15 protein-coding genes are annotated in these 19306 nt (G+C 68.9%); 13 read left to right on the forward strand and 2 right to left on the reverse strand.

From position 1 onward, the window contains the following. Nucleotides 1-246 precede the first annotated feature (246 nt). A complete protein-coding gene (locus AC1ZV1_RS18330) occupies nucleotides 247-1632 on the forward strand; it encodes a tetratricopeptide repeat protein (RefSeq protein ID WP_484292980.1) in 1386 nt (461 codons plus the stop codon). Nucleotides 1633-1701: 69 nt separating this feature from the next. Here AC1ZV1_RS18330 and AC1ZV1_RS18335 read toward each other — a convergent pair whose 3' ends face one another. Beyond that, nucleotides 1702-2700, reverse strand: coding sequence for a P1 family peptidase (locus AC1ZV1_RS18335; RefSeq protein WP_484292981.1), 999 nt, complete (start codon nucleotides 2698-2700; stop codon nucleotides 1702-1704). Between the two features lie 425 nt (nucleotides 2701-3125). Between AC1ZV1_RS18335 and AC1ZV1_RS18340 the strand changes: the two genes are divergently transcribed. Genes AC1ZV1_RS18340 through AC1ZV1_RS18370 form a run of 7 tightly spaced genes read left to right on the forward strand, consistent with a single transcriptional unit; the run spans nucleotide 3126 to nucleotide 12114 of the window. Continuing rightward, nucleotides 3126-5567 carry a TonB-dependent receptor plug domain-containing protein gene (locus tag AC1ZV1_RS18340; protein WP_484292982.1) on the forward strand — a complete coding sequence of 814 codons (2442 nt, stop codon included), beginning with the start codon at nucleotides 3126-3128 and terminating at the stop codon, nucleotides 5565-5567. A gap of 55 nt (nucleotides 5568-5622) precedes the next feature. Next, nucleotides 5623-6957 (forward strand): LLM class flavin-dependent oxidoreductase, encoded by a 1335-nt coding sequence (locus AC1ZV1_RS18345; RefSeq protein WP_484292983.1) that lies wholly within the window; start codon nucleotides 5623-5625, stop codon nucleotides 6955-6957. Further along, a complete protein-coding gene (locus AC1ZV1_RS18350; protein WP_484292984.1) occupies nucleotides 6954-7895 on the forward strand; it encodes a 5'/3'-nucleotidase SurE in 942 nt (313 codons plus the stop codon). Before AC1ZV1_RS18345 ends, AC1ZV1_RS18350 begins: the two co-directional genes overlap by 4 nt. Next, nucleotides 7892-8923, forward strand: a complete 1032-nt coding sequence (locus AC1ZV1_RS18355) for an LLM class flavin-dependent oxidoreductase (protein ID WP_484292985.1) — start codon at nucleotides 7892-7894, stop codon at nucleotides 8921-8923. The genes AC1ZV1_RS18350 and AC1ZV1_RS18355 overlap by 4 nt, the downstream gene beginning before the upstream one ends. Beyond that, nucleotides 8920-9948, forward strand: coding sequence for an LLM class flavin-dependent oxidoreductase (locus AC1ZV1_RS18360; RefSeq protein ID WP_484292986.1), 1029 nt, complete (start codon nucleotides 8920-8922; stop codon nucleotides 9946-9948). The genes AC1ZV1_RS18355 and AC1ZV1_RS18360 overlap by 4 nt, the downstream gene beginning before the upstream one ends. Further along, entirely contained in the window at nucleotides 9945-10985 is a 1041-nt protein-coding gene (locus tag AC1ZV1_RS18365; RefSeq protein WP_484292987.1) for an LLM class flavin-dependent oxidoreductase, read from the forward strand. The genes AC1ZV1_RS18360 and AC1ZV1_RS18365 overlap by 4 nt, the downstream gene beginning before the upstream one ends. Further along, nucleotides 10975-12114: an LLM class flavin-dependent oxidoreductase gene (locus AC1ZV1_RS18370; protein ID WP_484292988.1), complete on the forward strand. Its 1140-nt coding sequence runs from the start codon at nucleotides 10975-10977 to the stop codon at nucleotides 12112-12114. The genes AC1ZV1_RS18365 and AC1ZV1_RS18370 overlap by 11 nt, the downstream gene beginning before the upstream one ends. Here the strand turns inward: AC1ZV1_RS18370 and AC1ZV1_RS18375 are convergent, their stop codons facing one another. Continuing rightward, nucleotides 12115-13191 (reverse strand): sigma-54 interaction domain-containing protein, encoded by a 1077-nt coding sequence (locus AC1ZV1_RS18375; protein ID WP_484292989.1) that lies wholly within the window; start codon nucleotides 13189-13191, stop codon nucleotides 12115-12117. A gap of 292 nt (nucleotides 13192-13483) precedes the next feature. Here AC1ZV1_RS18375 and AC1ZV1_RS18380 point away from each other — a divergent pair, with 292 nt between their 5' ends. The 5 genes from AC1ZV1_RS18380 (at nucleotide 13484) to pnuC (ending at nucleotide 19303) form a co-directional block, all read left to right on the forward strand. Further along, nucleotides 13484-14404, forward strand: coding sequence for an ABC transporter substrate-binding protein (locus AC1ZV1_RS18380; protein WP_484292990.1), 921 nt, complete (start codon nucleotides 13484-13486; stop codon nucleotides 14402-14404). Next, nucleotides 14401-15546 (forward strand): phosphotransferase enzyme family protein, encoded by a 1146-nt coding sequence (locus tag AC1ZV1_RS18385; RefSeq protein WP_484292991.1) that lies wholly within the window; start codon nucleotides 14401-14403, stop codon nucleotides 15544-15546. The genes AC1ZV1_RS18380 and AC1ZV1_RS18385 overlap by 4 nt, the downstream gene beginning before the upstream one ends. Nucleotide 15547: 1 nt before the next feature. Then, nucleotides 15548-16423, forward strand: coding sequence for a sulfurtransferase (locus AC1ZV1_RS18390; RefSeq protein WP_484292992.1), 876 nt, complete (start codon nucleotides 15548-15550; stop codon nucleotides 16421-16423). Between the two features lie 112 nt (nucleotides 16424-16535). Further along, on the forward strand, nucleotides 16536-18704 hold the full coding sequence (locus AC1ZV1_RS18395) for a TonB-dependent siderophore receptor (protein WP_484292993.1): 2169 nt from the start codon (nucleotides 16536-16538) through the stop codon (nucleotides 18702-18704). Nucleotides 18705-18715: 11 nt separating this feature from the next. Beyond that, a complete protein-coding gene (gene pnuC / locus AC1ZV1_RS18400) occupies nucleotides 18716-19303 on the forward strand; it encodes a nicotinamide riboside transporter PnuC (RefSeq protein ID WP_484292994.1) in 588 nt (195 codons plus the stop codon). The last annotated feature ends 3 nt before the right edge of the window (nucleotides 19304-19306 follow it).

The following is a 19306-nucleotide window of genomic DNA, read 5'->3' on the forward strand; positions in this document are numbered from 1 at the left end:
CAGGATCATCGCCGCGATTCGGCTTTGCCAGGGGCTTGAGCAAGCGCTGTGCCATGGCCCCACAGGCCCGCCGCTGCGGGGCTTGCGGCGCTCCGGCGGCAGGCCGCTGGTGCAAATCACACAGTGCGACCGGCGCATTGCCCGAAAAGCAGCAGTCGCTGCCCGCCGCTCCACGTCCCGCGCGGCCTGCGCGACTGGCACAGGCTTTGCGACTAGCCTGCATCTTCTACCGTGGAGCAGCAGCGCATGACTCAGGACTATCTCGGCAACCCCATCGACAGCGAGCGCGACGACACCCGACGGGCCATCGACGACTTCACTGGCGGCGTGCTCGCCTACCAGACCCGCGCGGAAAACATCCTCGCCGGCGCCGACGGCGACCCCGCCTCGGTACTGGCCAACGCCTTCGCCGGCCTGCTGATGATGTTTGCCGAATCGCCGCAGGCACCCCGCCTTGCCGCGCGTTACCTGCAACGGGCCTGGGCAGCGGGCCCCGGCATTCCCCGCGCCGAGCGCTACACCGCGCTGCTCGCGGCCTGGAGCGCGGACGATCTGCCCGAGGCGCTACGCCTGAGCGAACTGCTGCTCGACGAGCACCCGCGCGACCTGCTGGCGGCCAAGCTCAACCAGTACTTCGAATTCAACCGTGGCAACGCCCCGGCGATGCTGCGAATCGCCCTGAAGGCCGTAAAAGGCGCGGACGAGGTACCCCAGGCCTACGGCATGCTGGCCTTCGCCTACGAACAGTGCCACCTGCTGGAGGAAGCCGAAGCGGCGGCGCGCTATGCCCTGCAACTGCTGCCCGAGGAACCCTGGGCACAACACGCCCTCGCCCACGTGCTGCTGACCCGTGGGCGCATCGAGGAAGGCACCCAGTTTCTCGAAGAAGCCAGTGCCGGCTGGCAGGGGCTCAACTCCTTCATGTACACGCACAACTGGTGGCACCTGGCGCTGTTCCACCTGGCGCGCGGCAACCCGCAGCGCGTGCTGGACATCTACGACCGGCATGTCTGGGGCATCTTCCCGGAGTACTCCCAGGACCAGATCGGCGCCGTCTCGCTGCTGGCCCGCCTGGAGTTCGCCGGCATCGATGTCGGCCCGCGCTGGGAAGCACTGCTGCCTTACCTGCGTGAACGCCGGGCGGATGTCGTGCAGCCCTTCCTCAGCCTGCAGTACCTCTACGGCCTGGCCCGCGCCGGGCAGGAAGAAGCCGGAGAATTGCTCGAGGCGCTACGCCAGCAGGCACGCCAGGCGCCGGACTTCAGCCGGGCGGCCTGGGCCGACGTGACCCTGCCCGCCGCCGAAGGCCTGTACGCCCATGCCCGTGGCGAGTACGCGCTGGCGGCGCGGCGGCTGGGGCAGGCGTTGCCGCGCCTGGGCGAAATCGGCGGCAGCCATGCCCAGCGCGATCTCTTTGCACTGATCGAGCTGGATGCCCAGCTGCGCGCGGGGGAATGGCTGCCAGCGCAGCAGGCACTGGAGCTGCGGCGCCGCTACGACGCCCAGGACGTGCCCGGCAACCGCCATCTGCAGCGGGTCTACAGCGCCCTCGGACTGCCCCAGGAAGCCGCGCGCGCGGCCCGTCGGGTGGAGCGTGCGCTGGCCGAGAATCCGTACCTGTCCGACCACTGACCGCCCCGGCAGGAGCGCCCCATGGGCGCGATCGCGGGCCTGGCCCGCCCCCGCCGGGACAGTCTGGAATCAGCGTCCCGAACGGGCCAGGTACACGCCGCGGGCGATGGCGCGCGCGACGCAATCGGCCGCGGCCGAGCCGATGCGCGACAGCTCCACCTGACGACGCTGTCCGTCCACCAGTTCGATGTCACCCGACGCCATGGCGAACAGGCTGTCGCCATCGAACGGCAGGTGCGCCGGACGAACCGCGCGGGCGATCCCGTCCTGCGCCATGATTGCCAGCCGCTTGCACTCGGCGGTGGTCAACCGCGCATTGCAGGCCACCACGGCCAGGGTGGTGTTGGCCCCGGCCTGCAGGCGTCCCATGGAGTCGAGCCGTGAGAGTTCCGGCATCGGCTCGCTGCAGTCCATCCGCTGTGCCGGCAGGCGCCCACCGAACTCGCCGCCCTGCTCCCAGGGCCAGGCCCAGAAAGTCTCGCCGTCGGGCATGTAGACGCTGCCGATGGGATTGGCCACCACCAGTGCGCCCACCAGCAGGCCATCGCCCAGGTCCAGCGAGGCCGAACCCAGGCCACCAGGCAGCACCCCGGCCATCGCACCGCGCCCGGCACCCACCGCGCCCAGGGCGAACTCCACATCCAGGTTGGCCAGCGCCTCGCGGCCCAGCTCGCGGTACGGCGGATCGATGCCCCAGCCCTTGTCACCGCCATTGGCGAGGTCGTGCAGGACGGCTGCCGGCACGATGGGAATAGCCGGCGCACCGGCCTTCAGGTGCAGGCCGATCTGGCGCGCGGACAGCTCCGCGCTCACCCCGTCGGCCGCGCCCAGGCCGAACACCGAGCCGCCGGAAAACACCAGTGCATGCAGCTGCCCCACCATGTTCTCCGGTTCCAGTGCGGCGGACTCGCGGCCGCCAGGACCGCCACCGCGGATGTCCACGCTGGCGGTCCACACCCCGTCGGGGCGCAGGACGGTGACGCCGCTCTGCACGCGCTCATCGGTGGCATGGCCGACCAACAGGCCGGGGATATCGGTAATCAGGTTGCGCGGGCCAGGTCCGGGCATGCGTCTGTCTCTCCAGGCAATTAAGGCGAACAAGGGAAAGCAGCGACAGAGCAAGGCCTGTGCCAGCGCTCCGCCCGACGCCCGATCCAGCCTGCGCGCCCCTTGCTGCAAATGCAGCATCGCGCCGACGAGCATCACCACCGCGCCACCGGCTGGGAGAAAAGCAACAGCCTGGAGCGGCGCTGCTGCAAACCCAGCAGGGAATTTCCGACACGCCGCGCAAGCCCATGAAACACAAGGCCTTTCCAGGATGGCACAGCGCTTGCCTTGTCAGCGCCATGAGCTTGAGCCTGCCTTCCGACTGAACGCGACCAGTCCCTCCCAGCAACAAGCCGTTCGCCAACACGGCACACCGCCGTCGACACGATAACCCGCAGCGGCCACCCAGACGGGCGCCAGCCGGGAGCCACCATTGGAGCGTACCCATGAACCGAGTCACCCGTGCCCGGAGCGCATCGACCGCCCGCACGCTGTTCACCCACAGCCTTCTGTTCCTCGCCGTCACCCAGGCCCTGCCGGCGCTCGCCGCCGAGGCTGACACCAGCGGCAGCACCACCGACAACCGCCTGAGCACCGTGGTGGTGGTCGGCAACCGCGGCCAGGCGCGCACCCTGGCCGACAGCCCGGCGCCGGTGGACGTCATTTCCAGCAAGCAGCTGGAAGCCACCGGCCAGGGCGACCTGACCCGCGCCCTGAGCCGCGTGCTGCCGTCGCTGAACCTGCCGGCCTCGTCCGGCTTCGGCTCCACCTCGGTGGTCCGCCCGATCAGCCTGCGCGGCCTCAACGGCGACCAGGTGCTGGTGCTGGTCAACGGCAAGCGCCGGCACAACAGCGCCCTGCTCAACAACGGCACCTACCTGAACTCCGGCTCGCAACCGGTCGACCTCGACATGATCCCCACCGCCCTGGTGGACCACGTCGAAGTCCTGCGTGACGGCGCCTCCGCGCAGTACGGCTCCGACGCCATTGGCGGGGTCATCAACGTGGTACTCAAACAGACCGACCACGGCGGCCGCCTGGCCACCACCTACGGCCAGAACTACGAGAATGGCGACGGCGAGACCGCCCGCCAGAGCGGCAACATCGGCTTCGAGCTGGGCAACGAGGGCTTCGTCAACTTCGCCCTGGACTACAAGCACCAGAACGTCTCCGACCGCTCCGACAACGCGCCCTATACCGACTCCGCCGGCAACACCAGCCAGAAGCACACCTACTACGGCACCGGCCTGCCGAAGGTGGAGAACTTCAGCCTCGGCTACAACGCCGAGCTGCCGGTGAACGACGCGCTGACCCTGTACTCCTTCTCCACCTACACCAACCGCGAGTCGTCCAAGCCCCTGGCGTTCCACCAGCCGGCGAGCTTCAACGGCATCCCGACGCCCTACCCCGAGGGCATCGAGGACAACCTGCGGTTCATCGAGAACGACTTCCAGTTCGCCTTCGGCGGCAAGGGCGAAGCAGCCGGCTGGGACTACGACCTGTCCACCACCTACGGCCAGGACCACGCCCGCGCCACGCTGACCGACACCTACAACCTCAGCTACGGCGCGGATTCGCCGACCAACGTCGACACCGGCGTGAAGACCTTCAGCCAGTGGACCAGCAACCTCGACCTGACCCGCGCCTTCGACCTCGGCCTGGCAAAGCCGACGCAGGTTTCCTGGGGCCTGGAGCACCGCTACGAGAACTACAAGATCGGCAAGGGCGAGTACGCCTCCTACGGCTATGGCGACTACCAGTACGGCGCCAACGGCGCGCTGGTCGCCCCCGGCACCATCTCCGGCGCCGGCACCACCCCGGCTGACGCTGCCTCCAAGGGCCGCACCAGCTATGCCGGCTACGGCGAGATCGGCCAGGACTTCACCGACAAGTGGCACGTCGACCTCGCCGGGCGCTACGAGCACTACAACGACGGTTCGGGCGTCACCACCAACGGCAAGCTCTCCACCCGCTACCAGCTGACCCCGATCCTGGCCGTGCGCGGCACCGCCAGCACCGGTTTCCGCGCGCCATCGCTGGCCCAGCAGATCTACAGCTCGACCTCGCAGAGCAGCGTCAACGGCAACCTGCTGGACTACCGCAACGTGGCGGTGGATTCGGACGTCGCCAAGGCCCTGGGCGCGTCCACGCTCAAACCGGAAAAATCCACCAACTACAGCGTCGGCCTGACCCTGCAACCGACCCCGGCCAGCAGCCTGACCATCGACGCCTACCAGATCAAGATCCGCGACCGCATCGCCCAGACCGGCTACCTGGGCGGCACCGACGCCATCCGCAACATCCTGGTGGACGCCGGCCTCAACCCCAACCAGTACGTCACCTACTTCACCAACGCGCTGGACACCACCACCCGTGGCGTCGACATCGTCGGCGACTACCGCCAGGAGCTGGGCGCCTACGGCAGCATCCGCTACAACGCCGGCTTCAACTGGAACACCACCGAGATCGACAAGATCCACGCCTCCTCCGTGGCCCAGTCCGCCCTCGGCCCGGACGGCGGCTACGACCGCCAGCGCCAGGGCAACCTCAAGCATGGCCAGCCCGAATCGCGCCTGCTGCTGGGCGCCGACTGGAGCATCGGCCAGTTCGACGTGAGCCTGAACCTGACCCGCTACGGCGAGTACACCCAGTACGGCACCGCCGAAGTCTACGACCGCACCTTCGACCCGCAGTGGATCACCGACCTCAACGTCGACTACCACCTGACTCGCAACCTGACCCTCACCGCCGGGGCGAACAACCTGTTCAACGTCTACCCCGAGCGCACCCACCTGCCCAGCAGCTCCGGCGCCTTCCCGTACGGCAACTTCTCGCCCTACGGCACCACCGGCGGCTACTGGTACACGGGCCTGGCCTACAACTTCTGACCCGGCGCAAGCCAGCGGGCGCCCCGGCGGCGCCCGCCCGAACGGGAGACAAGACATGACCCGCCGTACCGACCAGCTCAAGCTCGGCGCCTTCCTCGCCAACAGCGGCCACCACGTCGCCGCCTGGCGCCACCCCAAGGCCCAGGCCGACGCCAGCCTGGATTTCGACTACTTCAAGCAGGTGGCGCAGACCGCCGAGCGCGGCCGTTTCGATGCGCTGTTCGTCGCCGACGTGGTCGCCCTCTGGGGCCACCACCTCGACGCCCTGAGCCGCACCGCGCGCGGCGAGCACTTCGAGCCGCTGACCCTGATGGCCGCGCTGGCCGCCGTCACCAGCCGCATCGGCCTGATCGCCACCGCCACCACCAGCTACAACGAGCCGTACCACATCGCCCGCAAGTTCGCCTCGCTCGACTACCTGTCCAAGGGCCGCGCCGCGTGGAACCTGGTGACCTCGGTGGTCTCGGACGAAGCCTGGAACTTCGGCCGCGAGGCGCACATCGACCACGCCGAACGCTACCGCCGCGCGGAGGAGTTCCACGACGTGGTCAAGGGCCTGTGGGACAGCTGGGAAGACGACGCCTTCCTGCGGGACAAGGCCAGCGGGCAGTACTTCGACCCGGCCAAGCTGCACGTGCTCGACCACAAGGGCGAGTACTTCTCGGTGCGCGGCCCGCTCAACGTGGCACGCCCACCGCAGGGCCACCCGGTGCTGGTACAGGCCGGCGCCTCGGATGCTGGCAAGGCGCTGGCTGCCCGCGTGGCGGAAGTCATCTTCGCGATGGCCGAGACCATCCCCGCCGCCCAGGCGTTCTACACCGACGTGAAGCAGCGCGCCGCCGCGCTGGGCCGCGACCCGGACGGCATCAAGATCCTCCCCGGCGTCACCCCCTTCATCGGCCGCACCCGTGAGGAAGCCCGCGCGCTGTTCGAGGAATTCCAGAGCCTGGTGGACCCGGTGCTCGGCCTGCGCCTGCTGGCCGACACCCTCGGTGAGGACATCGACCTCTCCGCCCACGACCTCGACGGCCCGCTGCCGGAAACCCCGGCCGGCCAGCGCGGCAGCCGCCGCGACAAGGTGCTGGAACTGGCGCGCAACGAGGGCCTGACGATCCGCCAGCTGTACCTGCGCCTGGCCGGCGGCAACCCGGTGATCGGCACCGCCGAGGACATCGCCGACACCTTCGATGCCTGGTTCCAGGCTCGCGCCTGCGATGGTTTCAACGTGTTCTTCCCCTACCTGCCAGGCGGCATCGAGGTTTTCGTCGACGAGGTGGTGCCGCTGCTGCAGGAACGCGGGCTGCTGCGCCGCGAGTACGAAGGCACGACCCTGCGCGAGAACCTCGGCCTGGTGCGCCCGGCCAACCGTTTCGCCGGGAGTGCGGCATGAGGTTCGCGCCCCTGCTGCTGGCTGCCGGCTGCGCCCTCGCGCAGCCGGCGTTCGCGCTGAACATTCTGCTCAGCAACGACGACGGCTACCGCCACCCGAACATCCGCGCGCTGTACACCGCGCTCAAGGCCGACGGGCACACCGTGCGCATCGCCGCGCCCTACAGCGACCAGAGCGCGCGGGGCGGTGCCTTCTTTTTCGGGCGCGAGACACAAGTCGGCCGTGACGACGACCCGGCCTATCCCGACAGCTACTACCTCACCACCACCGAAAAGGGCCTCTGCGAAACCGCGAGCTGCTCCGGCCAGCAGGTGGACATCCGCATCAGCGGCACGCCGGTCATGGCCGTGCTGCTGGGGCTGGAGAATGTCCTGCCGCACCCCGACCTGGTCATCGTCGGGCCCAATCCCGGCAACAACCTCGGCGCCCTCAACAGCGCCTCGGGCACCTTCAACGCCGCCAGCGTCGCAGTGCTCTCCGGCGTGCCCGCCCTGGCGGTCAGCGCCGACCTGAAGGAACAGGACAGCCTGCGCATCGCCGCCATTGTCACCCGCCTGGTGGACGCGCTGGACAAGCACCGACCAGCCGACGGTGCGCTGCTGCCCAAAGGCGTGGGCCTGAACCTCAACCTGCCGCCGCTGGAAAAACTCCAGGGCGCGCGACTGACCCGCATCGGCAGCTACGTGCCCTTCCACGCCCTCTACACCGAAGACCTCGGCAAGCTCGACGCGAAGCTGGCCGGCAAGCCGGGCATCGGTTTCGCCTGGTCGCCGCCGCCGGGCGCGAACAACGCCGAGGACGAAGCGGTATGGGTCGCCAAGGGCTACCTCACCCTCAGCCCGTTCAACGCCCTGCCCGGTGCACCGGCTGCCAGCGAAAGCCTTGGCGCTGCGCTGACCCCGCTGCTCGGGCAGATCGACCAGGAGCGCCAACCATGAGCCGCCACACTCTCCGCAGCCGCTTCCGCCTGGGCTTCCTCAACCGCGTGTACGCCCCGCAGTTCGAGCCGCGCCTGTACCAGCAGACCCTGGAACTGTTCGAGGCCGCCGAAGCGCTGGGCTTCGACAGCGGCTGGCTGGCCCAGCACCATTTCGCCAGCGAGAACGGCCGCCTGCCCTCCCCGCTGGTGCTGCTCAGCGCGGCAGCCGAGCGAACCCGGCACATCCAGCTGGGCACCGGCATCGTCGTGCTCAACCAGGAGAATGCCCTGCGCCTGGCCGAAGACGCCTCGGTGCTCGACCTGATCAGCCAGGGCCGCCTGCAACTGGGCCTGGGCGCCGGCTTCGACCCGGACAGTTTCGCCGCCTTCGGCCAGCGCCTGGAGGGCCGCCACGCGCAGTACGACCAGCGCCTGGAGCGCCTGCGCCAGGCGCTGGCCGGCGAGCCGCTGAATGCCGAAGGGCGCGTGCTGCGCCCCGCCGCCAATGGCCTGGAACAACGCCTGTGGGAGGCGACGTCCCGCGTCGAACAGGTCGCCGCCCGCGGCAATGGGCTGATCCTCGCGCCCAACCCTAACGCCGGTGCGGAGCCGCGTTCGCAGGTGGTCGAACGCTACCGCCAGGCCTGGAATCCCGCCCACGCCGGAACGCCCCGGGTCGCCCTCGTGCGCGCCGTGTTCCCCGGTGCCGACGCCGCGGCAGCGGGCTCGACCCTGCGCCAGGACATCCTCACCTACGTCGAACGCCAGCGCCGCATCGGCATCGGCCACGCCGACCCGGCACAGGGCTTCGAAGCGGTGCTCGACGCCCTCGGCGTGCTGCACGGCGACCCGGCGAAGATCGCCGAGCAGCTGCGTGCGGATGCACCGCTGGGCGCCGATGACCAACTGATCGTCCAGGTGCAGACCACCTCGACCGGCTTCGCCGAAGCCCTGCGCCACCTGGAAACCGTCGCCCGCGACATCGCCCCCGCGCTGGGCTGGCAACCGCGCCAGCAGCGCGCACTCGCACAGGAGATACCGGCATGAGCGCACTGAAACCGCGGAAGCCGTTCAAGCTCGGCTTCCTCACCCATGCCTTCGGCAATGATCCGCGCCAGGTCTACCGCGACCTGCAGGAGCAGTTCGAGTTCGCCGAAGCACTGGGCTTCGACGGCGGCTGGATCGCCCAGCACCACCTGAGCGGCGGCTTCGGCCAGTTGCCCTCGCCGCTGCTGCTGTTCGCCGCCATTGCCGCACGCACGCGGCGCATCGAGCTGGGTACCGCCGTGGTTACCCTGCCGCTGGAGGACTCCCTGCGCCTGGCCGAGGATGCCGCCGTGCTCGACGCGCTGTCGGGCGGGCGCGTACAACTTGGCCTGGGCAGCGGCGGCGCCAACCTGGACATGTTCAACGCCTTCGGCCGCGATGCGCAGCGCCGCCAGGACGACTTCCAGCACTCTCAACGTGCGCTGCAGGCCGCCCTGCTCGGCGCGCCGCTGCCCGGCGAGGCGCAGCTTCGCCTGCATCCACCGGCGGCCGCGCTGCGGGAACGGCTCTGGCATTCCCACGGCAGCGAGGCCGGCGCGGTGTACGCCGCCGAGCAAGGTAACGGCCTGCTGCTCGGCACCGCCACCCATGACCCACTGACCGTGCAGAAGCCATTGGCTGACGCCTATCTCGGCGCCTGGCAGGACGAAACCCGGCGGCCGCGCATCGGTGTGGTCCGCGCGGTGTTTCCCGCTGACGACAAGGCTCAGTCCCGCGCGGAACTCGCAGCGGACATCGAGTTGCACGTGCCCCGCCTCATCCGTGAGGGCCTGATCGACGAAGCCGCCGACCTGGACAGCCACCTGCACCTGCTCAACGTCCACCACGGCCATCCCGAGGAGGTGATCGCCAGCGTGCGCAACGACCCGTCGCTGCTGCCCTACGCGGACTACTTCATTGCCGTGGTGCAGTCGGAAAGCTCCAGCCAGGCCCAGGTGTTGCGACGCCTGGAGCAACTGGCGCGGGACATCGCCCCGGCGCTGGGCTGGACGAGCGCCAGCGAACGCCTGGCGGTCGCCGGATGAGCCTGCGCTTCGCCTGGAAGCTCTGCGCCAGCGGCACCCGGCGCGGTCTGGACTGGCAGGCGCAACCGTCGGAATGGGTGCAACTGGCCCAGGCCGTGGAATACGCCGGCGTCGACGACCTCTACCTGCCCGGCGGGCCCAGCCAGCCGGACAGCCTGATGGTCGCTGCAGCGCTGTGCGCACACACCCGGCAGCTCGGCCTGACCCTGAGCCTGCCGGCCGAGGCCATGCTCCCGGCAGCATTGGCGGCGACGCTGCAAAGCCTGCAATCGCTATCCGCCGGGCGCGTGCGCCTGCACCTGCCCGACAGTGATCGCGGCAGCCTGCGCCGGGCCTTCGGCGAGGTACTCAACCGCGACCAGCGGCATGAACGCATCGACGAGTTCCTCGACATCCTGCAGCACCTGCTGCATGCGCACGCCACGCCGCTGGACCACAACGGCCGCTACTTCCACCTGGAGAACGCGGGACTCGGCCTGCGCGACCTGCCTCCCACGCCGCTCCTGCTGGACGAAAGCCTCGGTGCCGAGCGCATCGCCAGCCGCGCGGACTTCTGTTTCCTCCAGGGCAGCGGCGTCGCGCAGCTGGGCGACGCCATCGCCCGCCTGAACCACGCGGCACAGGTTGCCGGCCGCACACTGGGCCACATCGCCAGCTTCGGGATCATCGCCCGCGACAGCGAGGAGCAGGCGTGGGACGAGGCTGCCCGCCAGGCCCTGGCGTTCGCCGCCCCGCCCCGGGGCAAACGCCGCCGCGCCGATGCCACGGTGGTCGAGCTGCTGGCCGAGCGCGCCGAGCACCCCGCCCGGCGCAGCGAGATCCACCTGAACCTGTGGCTGCCCGCACCAGGCGAACCGCCCGTACTGGTGGGTAGCTACGCCCAGGTCGCCAGCCGCCTGTGCGAACTGCACGGCGCCGGCCTCCACCAGATCATCCTGCAGGCACCCAACGCGGTGCGCGAGGTCCTGCGCTTCGGCGAACGGGTCCTGCCGCTGCTGCGCCACGAAGCTGAAAAGGACACCCGGATTGGCCGCTGAACCCAAACGCCGACGCATCGAGATCGACTGGTTCCTGCCTACCAACGGCGACGGGCACCACCTCACCAGCAGCGGCCTGCCCAAGGTCGGGCTGTTCCAGCAGGGCGAGCGCGCGCCGACCCTCGACTACCTGCGTCAGGTGGTGCGCGCCGCCGAGCAGGCGGCCTTCGACGGCATCATGGTGCCGACCGCCAGCGGCTTCGAAGATCCCTGGCTGATCGTCGCGCTGATGGTCCAGGAAGTCCGCCGGCTGAAGTTCCTCCTGACCCTGCGTCCCGGCGTCGAACTGCCCGCCTACACCGCGCACAAGGCCGCCACCCTGCAACAGCTCAGCGACAACCGCCTGCTGCTGCACCTGGTCAGCGGCTCCAGCCGTTTCGAGCAGCGCGCCCTGGGCGACTTCCTCGAACACGACGAGCGCTACGCCCGCAGTGCCGAATTCCTCGACGTGTTCCGCGCCACCTGGGCCGGCCGCGAGCACCATGGTCGGCACTACCGCACCGGCAGCCCGGTGCCGATCGCCCGCGAAGCCACGCTACCGCCCATCTGTTTCGGCGGGGCCTCGGAGGTAGCCGAGCGTATCGCCGCCAGCCATGCGCAGAGCTACCTGATGTGGGGCGAGCCGCCAGCGATGATCCGCGAGCGCATCCTGCGCATGCGCGAACTGGCCGCCGGCCATGGCCGCGAGCTGCGCTTCGGCCTGCGCCTGCACGTGTTCGCCGCCGCGGATTCGTGCCAGGCCTGGGCCCATGTCGGGCGCCTGCTCGACGAGATTCCCCGCGATGCCATCGAGCGAGCCCAGCAACAGCTGGCAGCCTATGAGTCGGTGGGGCAATCGCGGCAGATCAGCCTGACCCAGGGCCGTGCGCACGGCGTGCGCGACCTGGAGGTCTCGCCGAATCTCTGGGCGGGTGTCGGCCTGGTACGGGGTGGCGCGGGCACGGCGCTGGTGGGGAGCTACGAGGAAGTCGCCGAGCGCATCGAGGAGTATCACCAGTTGGGCGTCGACACCTTCATCCTCTCCGGCTACCCGCACCTGGAAGAGGCGATCCACCTGGGCGAAGAACTGCTGCCGCTGCTGCGCCGGGATGCTGCCGCGGCCAGCGCGCGCCAGCGCCGTCGCGACTGATCAGGCCTTGGCGCGGCCCTTGAGCAGGCCGTGGTTGACCAGCAGCGTGCGCATGGCGTTGCGGCTGATGCCCAGCAGCGCGGCGGTGCGCAGCTGGTTGAAGCCGCAGTGGGCGAAGGACTCGCGAACGATCAGGTCTTCGAGGTCGTGCAGCAGGGTTTCACCCGGCACGTCGAACAGGCGCTGCAGTTGGTCGCGAATGATCTCCTGCGGCAGACCGGTCGGCGCGCCCGCACCGATCCGCTGGCCCGAGAGTGCGGCGGAGAACTTCAGGTGCTCGGGCCGCACCACCTTCTCCCCCGCTACCAGCAGCGCCAGGTGCACGACGTTCTCCAGTTCGCGGATGTTGCCCGGCCAGGCATAGTCCAGCAGCGCACTGACGGCGGCTTCGGAGAACATCGGCTCGGCAATCTTCAGGCGCTGGGCGTAGAGCCGGCGGAAGTGCTCCACCAGCGGCATGATATCCAGCGGGCGCTCGCGCAGCGGCAGCACGCGGGCCTGGGCAACGTTGATGCGGTAGAACAGGTCGAGGCGGAAATTGCCGGCGTCCACCGCCTGTTCCAGGTCAACGTTGGTGGCAGTGACCAGGCGGATATCCACCTTGATCGGCTTGCGCGAACCGACACGGACGATCTCCTGCTCCTGCAGGGCACGCAGCAGCTTGACCTGCAGCGGCATCGGCAGGTCGCCGATCTCGTCGAGGAACAGGGTGCCGCCGTCGGCCTCTTCGAACCAGCCGGCACGTCGGCCCGTGGCACCGGAGAAGGCGCCGGCCTCATGGCCGAACAGCTCGCTCTCGGCGAGGTTCTCGTTGATCGCGCCGCAGTTCACCGCGACGAAAGCGCCCTTGCGACCGCTGACGCTGTGGATGTAGCGCGCCACCAACTCCTTGCCGGTGCCGGTCTCACCATTGATCAGCACCGGCACCTCACTGGGGCCGACACGGTCGAGGAACTCCAGCAGCTGGCGCGAACGCGGATCGGAGAACACCAGCGCCTTGGCGCGAATGGACAGCGGCTGCTTCTCGCCCTGGGGCAAGGTCAGTACGGGCGTCGCGCCCCAGGGGGATTGGCTCATGAGGTCCTGCTTGCGGACTGCCTTAGATGAAGGCGTTACTTTATCGCCGACTTCTTATAACCATAAATATCTAAATCGCATGAGGTCATAACCCGCGACGCCCGTGCCAGAGCGATTGGTACAAATCACCGGGTTGTCGTCTCCCACGGCACCCGCACCATCTGCCAACGACCCTGTTATTCCATCCAATTATAAAAACCAGTGAAATTCATATTGGTATATACCAATTGCGCTACCCTTCAATACGCCCCATCGCAGTCGCCGGCCGCTGGCCGTATCGGAGAAAGGTTCCATGTTTGCCTTGCGGGTCATGCTCGAATACTTCCACCCCTGGCCCAATTCGGCCGGCTTCTACCTCGCCCGTGAGCGCGGCTGGTACCGCGACGCGGGGCTGGACGTGGAGCTGGTGGTGCACGACCCCTACCACGGCGACACCCTGGAGCACCTGGTGCGTGGCGCCGCCGCGTTCGGCGTGTTCCCCAGCAATCGTCTGCTGGTGCGTCGCGAACTGGGCCAGCCACTGATCGGCGTGGCGGCGATCAACCATCGCGGTCTGGAATCGATCCAGACCCTCACCGACAGCGGCATCCGCCGCCCCCGAGACCTGCAGGGCAAGCGCCTGGCACTCAACCCCACGCCACGCGGCCTGGCCATGGTGCGCCACCTGGTGTCCCGCGATGGCGGCGACCCGGATGCAGTGGAACTGGTCGATGCCGGCTTCCGCGAGCTGCGCCCGGAGGACCTGGCCGCCGGCCTCGCCGACGCCAGCTTCGGCGGCTACTGGGCCTGGGAAGCGCTGTTGCCCAGCCCCATCGCCGAGGAGCGCCGCGTGGTGCTGCCGGTGGACGAGATCGGCGCGCCGCCCTACCACAGCTATCTGCTGGGCGCCCGTGAAGACTGGCTGGACGCCAATGCCGACATTGCCCGGCGCTTCCTCGCCGTCACTGCACGCGGATTCCTCGCGGCGGCGGCCGAGCCCGAGGCTGCGCTGCCGGTCTATGAACGCACCATTCCCTACTTTCCCCGCGAGATGCTGGCAGAATCCCTGCGGCGCATCGCGCCCAGCTGGCTGCATCACGGCCGCTGGGGCGAGCAGCGCGAAGAACTGCTGCAGCCCTACGCCCAGTGGCTGCATGACTATGGTGTGCTGCGCGATCCGGAAATCTGGCGCGGCGCCACCAGCAATGCCTGGCAAGTGGAGAACCCAGCATGACGAAACGCCTGAGCCACGGCATGGGCCTGGACCCGGTGGAGCCCGACTGGCCGGCGCTGACCGCTGCGGAAGTGCGCGCGCTGCTCGCTGACTTTCCCGCCGCCGGCGACGAGGCGCGTCTGACCTGGCACAGCCCCCGGCCCTTCTCCGCCGCCGCGCTGGTGGAGTCCCCCAGCGGCACGCTGTTCGTCAAACGTCACTCGCCCCGCGTGCGCACGGCGGCATGGCTGGCGGAGGAACACGCCTTCCTCGATCACCTGGCCCGACGCGGTGCGCCAGTGGCGCAGGTACTGCGTGATCGGCAGGGCCGCAGCGCTATCGAACGCGACGGCTGGACCTATGAAGTCCACGAGAAGGCCCAAGGCCTGGACCTGTACCGCGACGCGCTGTCCTGGACGCCGTTCCAGCACAACGCCCACGCCTTCGCTGCCGGCGCCGCGCTGGCGAAACTGCACCGCGCCGCCGAAGGTTTCGACGCGCCCTCGCGCAGTGCCGGCGTGCTGCTGAGCAACCTGAACCTGTTCGGTGCGCCGGACCCGCTGGCGGCCATCGAAGCAGCGCTCGAGCGGACTCCCGCCCTCGCCGAGTACCTGCATGCGCGCCCATGGAAGGAATCCCTCCGCGAACTGCACCTGCCGCTGCAACGTGAACTGCTGCCCTACCTGCAACGCCAGCCAGCACTGTGGACACACAACGACTGGCACGCCTCCAACCTGCTCTGGAGCGAAGAGGGCCCGCACGCGCAGGTTGTCTCGGTGCTGGACTTCGGTCTGAGCGATCGCAGCTTCGCGCTGTTCGACCTGGCCACCGCCATCGAGCGCAACCTGGTGCCCTGGCTTGAACTGGACCAGGGCCGCGCCGCCGAAGCCGATCTCGACGCCCTCGACGCGCTGCTGGTGGGCTACGCCAGCGTTCGCCCGCTGAGCCGTGACGACCGGCTCGCGCTGGCCGCGCTGCTGCCACTGGTGCATGCGGACTTCGCGCTGTCCGAAGTCATCTACTTCCACGGCATCCTCGGCTCGGCCGAGAGCGCCTCGCTGGCCTACGACAACTACCTGATCGGCCACACCCGCTGGTTCCTCGGCCGCGAAGGCCAACGCCTGCTGGACCATGTTCGCCAGTTGGCGGCGAAGGTGGATTGAGATGAGCGAACCCCTGATCAGCGCCAACGGGCTCGCCGCCTTGCTGGACGACCCGCGCCTGTGCCTGCTGGACGCCAGTGTGGAGCTGGCCGCACCCGGGTTCGACGGCGACTACCGAGTCGAGAGCGGCCACGCCGGCTGGCTCGCAGGGCACATCCGCGGCGCACGCCATGCCGACCTGCTCAGCGAGCTGGCCGATCCGCAAGCGCCCTTCAGTTTCGCCCTGCCTGATCCGCAACGGGCGAAGGACGCCCTGCGGAAGCTGGGCCTTCACGACGATTCGCTGATCGTGATCTATGACCGCAGCGACGGCTTCTGGGCGGCGCGCCTGTGGTGGATGTTGCGCAGCCTGGGCATCGATGCAGCCGTGCTGGATGGCGGTCTGCGCGCCTGGATCGCTGTCGGTTTTTCGCTGCAACAAGGCGAATCCGCCGAGGCGGAAAGCGGCACTTTGTCGACCCCGGCGAAGTACCGGGAAGGCTTCTGGATCGACCGTCACGGCGTGGAAGAAGTCGTGGCCGGCAAAGCGGACGGCACGCTGGTCTGCGCCCTGTCCGCCGCCCTGTTCGACGGCAGCGCCGTCACCCGTTACGCCCGCCGAGGGCACATCCCCGGCAGCCGCAACCTGCCGGCGCGCAATCTGTTCGACGACGATGGCTGCTACCGGCGCGGCGCGGCACTGGAACAAGCCATCGCCGGGCTGCGTCAGGCCGAACCGCCCTTACTGCTGTACTGCGGCGGCGGCATCTCCGCCGCCGCCCTCGCCCTGGCGCTGACACTGGCCGGGGAAACGCGCGTCGCCATCTACGACGGCTCGCTGCAGGAGTGGGCCGCAGAGCCTTCCCTGCCATTGACCACCGGAGCAGCTCCGGCCTGACAGCTCGTTCACGGGCAATCACGTCTCACATCCAAGGCCATCCGTTTCGCGCGGGAGGGGCTCGGCCCCGTGCATTCCCGGCGCACGCCCCGGCGATATTCAGGAGCGTTCCATGCAGTACCTGCCGCGCCCTGCGCGCACACGATTTCCCCTCAGCCTGCTGACCCTGGCCGTGCTGCTGGCCAGCGGCCCGGGCCAGGCCGAGGAAACCACCCTGGACACCGTCACGGTGATCGGCCATGACACCGAGAGTTACGCGAGCAATCGCGCCTCGGTGGGCGGCTTCGGCGAAGCCCCACTGCTGGACACGCCCGCCTCCATCTCGGTCTTCAACCAGGCACTGCTCAAGGACCAGCAGGCACGCCTGCTCAGCGACGTGCTGAAGAACGACGCCTCCACCGGCGAGGCCTACGCGCCGGTGGGCTACTACGAAAACTTCGAGATCCGCGGCTACTCGCTCAATGCCGCGAGCAGCTACAAGATCAACGGCCGGACCATCACCGGCGAGCAGAACGTAGCGTTGGAGAACAAGGAGCAGGTCGAGGTGCTCAAAGGGTTGTCCGGCCTGCAGAGCGGCGTGTCCGAACCCGGCGGGGTGATCAACTACGTCACCAAGCGGCCACAGGACGTGCGTTCGGTGACCCTCGGCACTGACGCCGAAGGCGGCCGCTACCTGGCCACCGACGTCGGCGCCTGGCTGGACAGCGAGCAGACCGTCGGCGTGCGGGTGAACCTGGCTCATGAAGATTTGCGCTCCTACATCGACCACACCGACGGCAATCGCGACTTTGCCTCCCTGGCCCTGGACTGGAACCTCTCGCCCAACGCCCTCTGGCAGTTCGACGCCGAGTACCAGAACCGTCGCCAGCCCTCGGCGCCGGGCTACCAGTTGCTCGGCGGCAGCGAGCTGCCCCACGGCATCGGCCCGCACGACCGCATCGGCTACCAGAGCTGGGCCGACCCGGTACGCATCGAATCGCTGAACCTCAACACGCGCTTCGAGTACCGATTCGACGAAGCCTGGACCGGCACCCTCAGCGCCTCGCGCAGCAAGGTGGTGATCGACGACTACAGCGCCTTCCCCTGGGGCTGCTACGGCGCCGCCAGTTGCGCCGATTCGGCAGTGCCCAACTACTTCAGTCCGGAAGGCGACTACGACCTCTACGACTTCCGCAGCCCGGACGACACCCGCCGCAACGACGAGCTGGAAGCCGCCCTGCACGGCCAGTTCGCCACCGGCTGGCTGCGTCACGAGCTGACCGTCGGCACCTCGGCCTTCCGCCGGGTGCTGGACAGCCGCCCGGAGCTCAACGAGTGGGTCGGCACCGGCAATATCTACAGCGGCATCGGTGCGGTGGAGCCGTTCGATGGCGAGCCCGGCCACAGCTACCGCCACCTCGACAGCCGCCAGTACGGCCTGTTCGCCAGCGACCGTGTCTCTCTGAATGACCAGTGGCAAGTCGTGCTGGGCGGTCGCCAGGTCCGCCTGGACGAACGCACCTTCGACAGCGAAGGCGACACCACCCGGCATACCCGCCGCTCGGAGTTCCTGCCCAATGGCGCGGTGATCTTCAAGCCACGCGCGGATATCTCGATCTACGGCAGCTACAGCAAGGGCCTGTCGCTGGGCGGCGAGGCCCCCTGGTTCGCCAGCAACGCCGGCGACACCCTGGCGCCCACCTCGTCGCGCCAGGTCGAGTTCGGCATCAAGCAGGAACTGCCCGGCTTCGACTGGAGCGCCGCGCTGTTCCAGATCCACCAGGCCTATCAGTTCGCCCGTCCCAACGGCGATGGCACCTTCACTTACGTGCAGCAGGGCCAGCAGAAGAACAGCGGGCTGGAGTTGTCCGCCAGTGGCCGGGTAACCTCCGCGCTGCAATTGAGCGGCAGCGTTGCGGCCATCCGCTCACGAGTGGTCAATAGCGGCACGGACGACTACGAAGGCCACCAGGCGATCAACGTCCCGCGCCTGCGCGCCAGCCTGCAGGCCGACTACGCGCTGGCCGAAGTGCCGGGGCTGTCGCTGCTCGGCGCGGCACGCTACAGCGGCGCCAAGTACGCCGACCGCGACGGCGCAGTGGAGGTCGGCGGCTACACCGTCTACGACGCCGGCGCACGCTTCAGCACACGGATCGGTGACTACCCGACCACGCTGCGGCTAAGCGTCGACAACCTGTTCGACAAGCGCTACTGGCGCGATGTCGGTGAATATTTCGGCGACGGCTACCTGTTCCAGGGTGCGCCGCGTACGGCTCGCCTGACGGCGAGCGTCAACTTCTGAGGTAAGCGGCAATGTCTGCTCTGGAAATCATTGCGGTGATCGTCAACGTGCTCGGCGTCTGGCTCACCGCCCGGCGCATCCGCTGGTGCTGGCCGGTGAACGTAGTGGCGGTGCTGCTCTACGCGTGGATATTCTTCAGCGTGAAGCTCTACTCCGACATGCTCCTGCAACTGGTCTTCGTGGTCCTGCAGTTCTACGGCTGGTGGCAATGGAGCAAGGGCGGCAGCGACCACGGCAAGGTGCGCGTGGAACGCCTGCCCCTGACAACGGCTTTCTACAGTTGCCTGGCCGGCGCTGTCGGTGCGCTCGCCCTGGGCTGGGCGATGCACACCCACACCGACGCCGCCCTGCCCTGGATGGACGCCGCACTCACCGCCTTCAGCCTGGTGGCGAGCTTCTGGGCCGCGCGCAAATACGTCGCCAGCTGGTGGCTGTGGATCATCCTCGATGTGCTCTACACCGGCGTATTCTTCTACAAGGCGCTGTACCTCACCGCCGGGCTCTACGCCGGCTTCGTGGTGCTGGCGATCTACGGTCTGCTGGCCTGGCAGCGGGAACTGCATGACGAACCGCCGGCACTCGCCGCCGGGCATTCCTGAGGC

It is taken from the genome of Pseudomonas sp. BB438, assembly GCF_057180225.1.

Bases quoted from the DNA above. Each gene is read 5' to 3' on its own strand.
- AC1ZV1_RS18330 (WP_484292980.1), top strand. From the start codon at position 247: ATGACTCAGGACTATCTCGGCAACCCCATCGACAGCGAGCGCGACGAC.
- AC1ZV1_RS18335 (WP_484292981.1), bottom strand. From the start codon at position 2,700: ATGCCCGGACCTGGCCCGCGCAACCTGATTACCGATATCCCCGGCCTG.
- AC1ZV1_RS18340 (WP_484292982.1), top strand. From the start codon at position 3,126: ATGAACCGAGTCACCCGTGCCCGGAGCGCATCGACCGCCCGCACGCTG.
- AC1ZV1_RS18345 (WP_484292983.1), top strand. From the start codon at position 5,623: ATGACCCGCCGTACCGACCAGCTCAAGCTCGGCGCCTTCCTCGCCAAC.
- AC1ZV1_RS18350 (WP_484292984.1), top strand. From the start codon at position 6,954: ATGAGGTTCGCGCCCCTGCTGCTGGCTGCCGGCTGCGCCCTCGCGCAG.
- AC1ZV1_RS18355 (WP_484292985.1), top strand. From the start codon at position 7,892: ATGAGCCGCCACACTCTCCGCAGCCGCTTCCGCCTGGGCTTCCTCAAC.
- AC1ZV1_RS18360 (WP_484292986.1), top strand. From the start codon at position 8,920: ATGAGCGCACTGAAACCGCGGAAGCCGTTCAAGCTCGGCTTCCTCACC.
- AC1ZV1_RS18365 (WP_484292987.1), top strand. From the start codon at position 9,945: ATGAGCCTGCGCTTCGCCTGGAAGCTCTGCGCCAGCGGCACCCGGCGC.
- AC1ZV1_RS18375 (WP_484292989.1), bottom strand. From the start codon at position 13,191: ATGAGCCAATCCCCCTGGGGCGCGACGCCCGTACTGACCTTGCCCCAG.
- AC1ZV1_RS18380 (WP_484292990.1), top strand. From the start codon at position 13,484: ATGTTTGCCTTGCGGGTCATGCTCGAATACTTCCACCCCTGGCCCAAT.
- AC1ZV1_RS18385 (WP_484292991.1), top strand. From the start codon at position 14,401: ATGACGAAACGCCTGAGCCACGGCATGGGCCTGGACCCGGTGGAGCCC.
- AC1ZV1_RS18390 (WP_484292992.1), top strand. From the start codon at position 15,548: ATGAGCGAACCCCTGATCAGCGCCAACGGGCTCGCCGCCTTGCTGGAC.
- AC1ZV1_RS18395 (WP_484292993.1), top strand. From the start codon at position 16,536: ATGCAGTACCTGCCGCGCCCTGCGCGCACACGATTTCCCCTCAGCCTG.
- pnuC (WP_484292994.1), top strand. From the start codon at position 18,716: ATGTCTGCTCTGGAAATCATTGCGGTGATCGTCAACGTGCTCGGCGTC.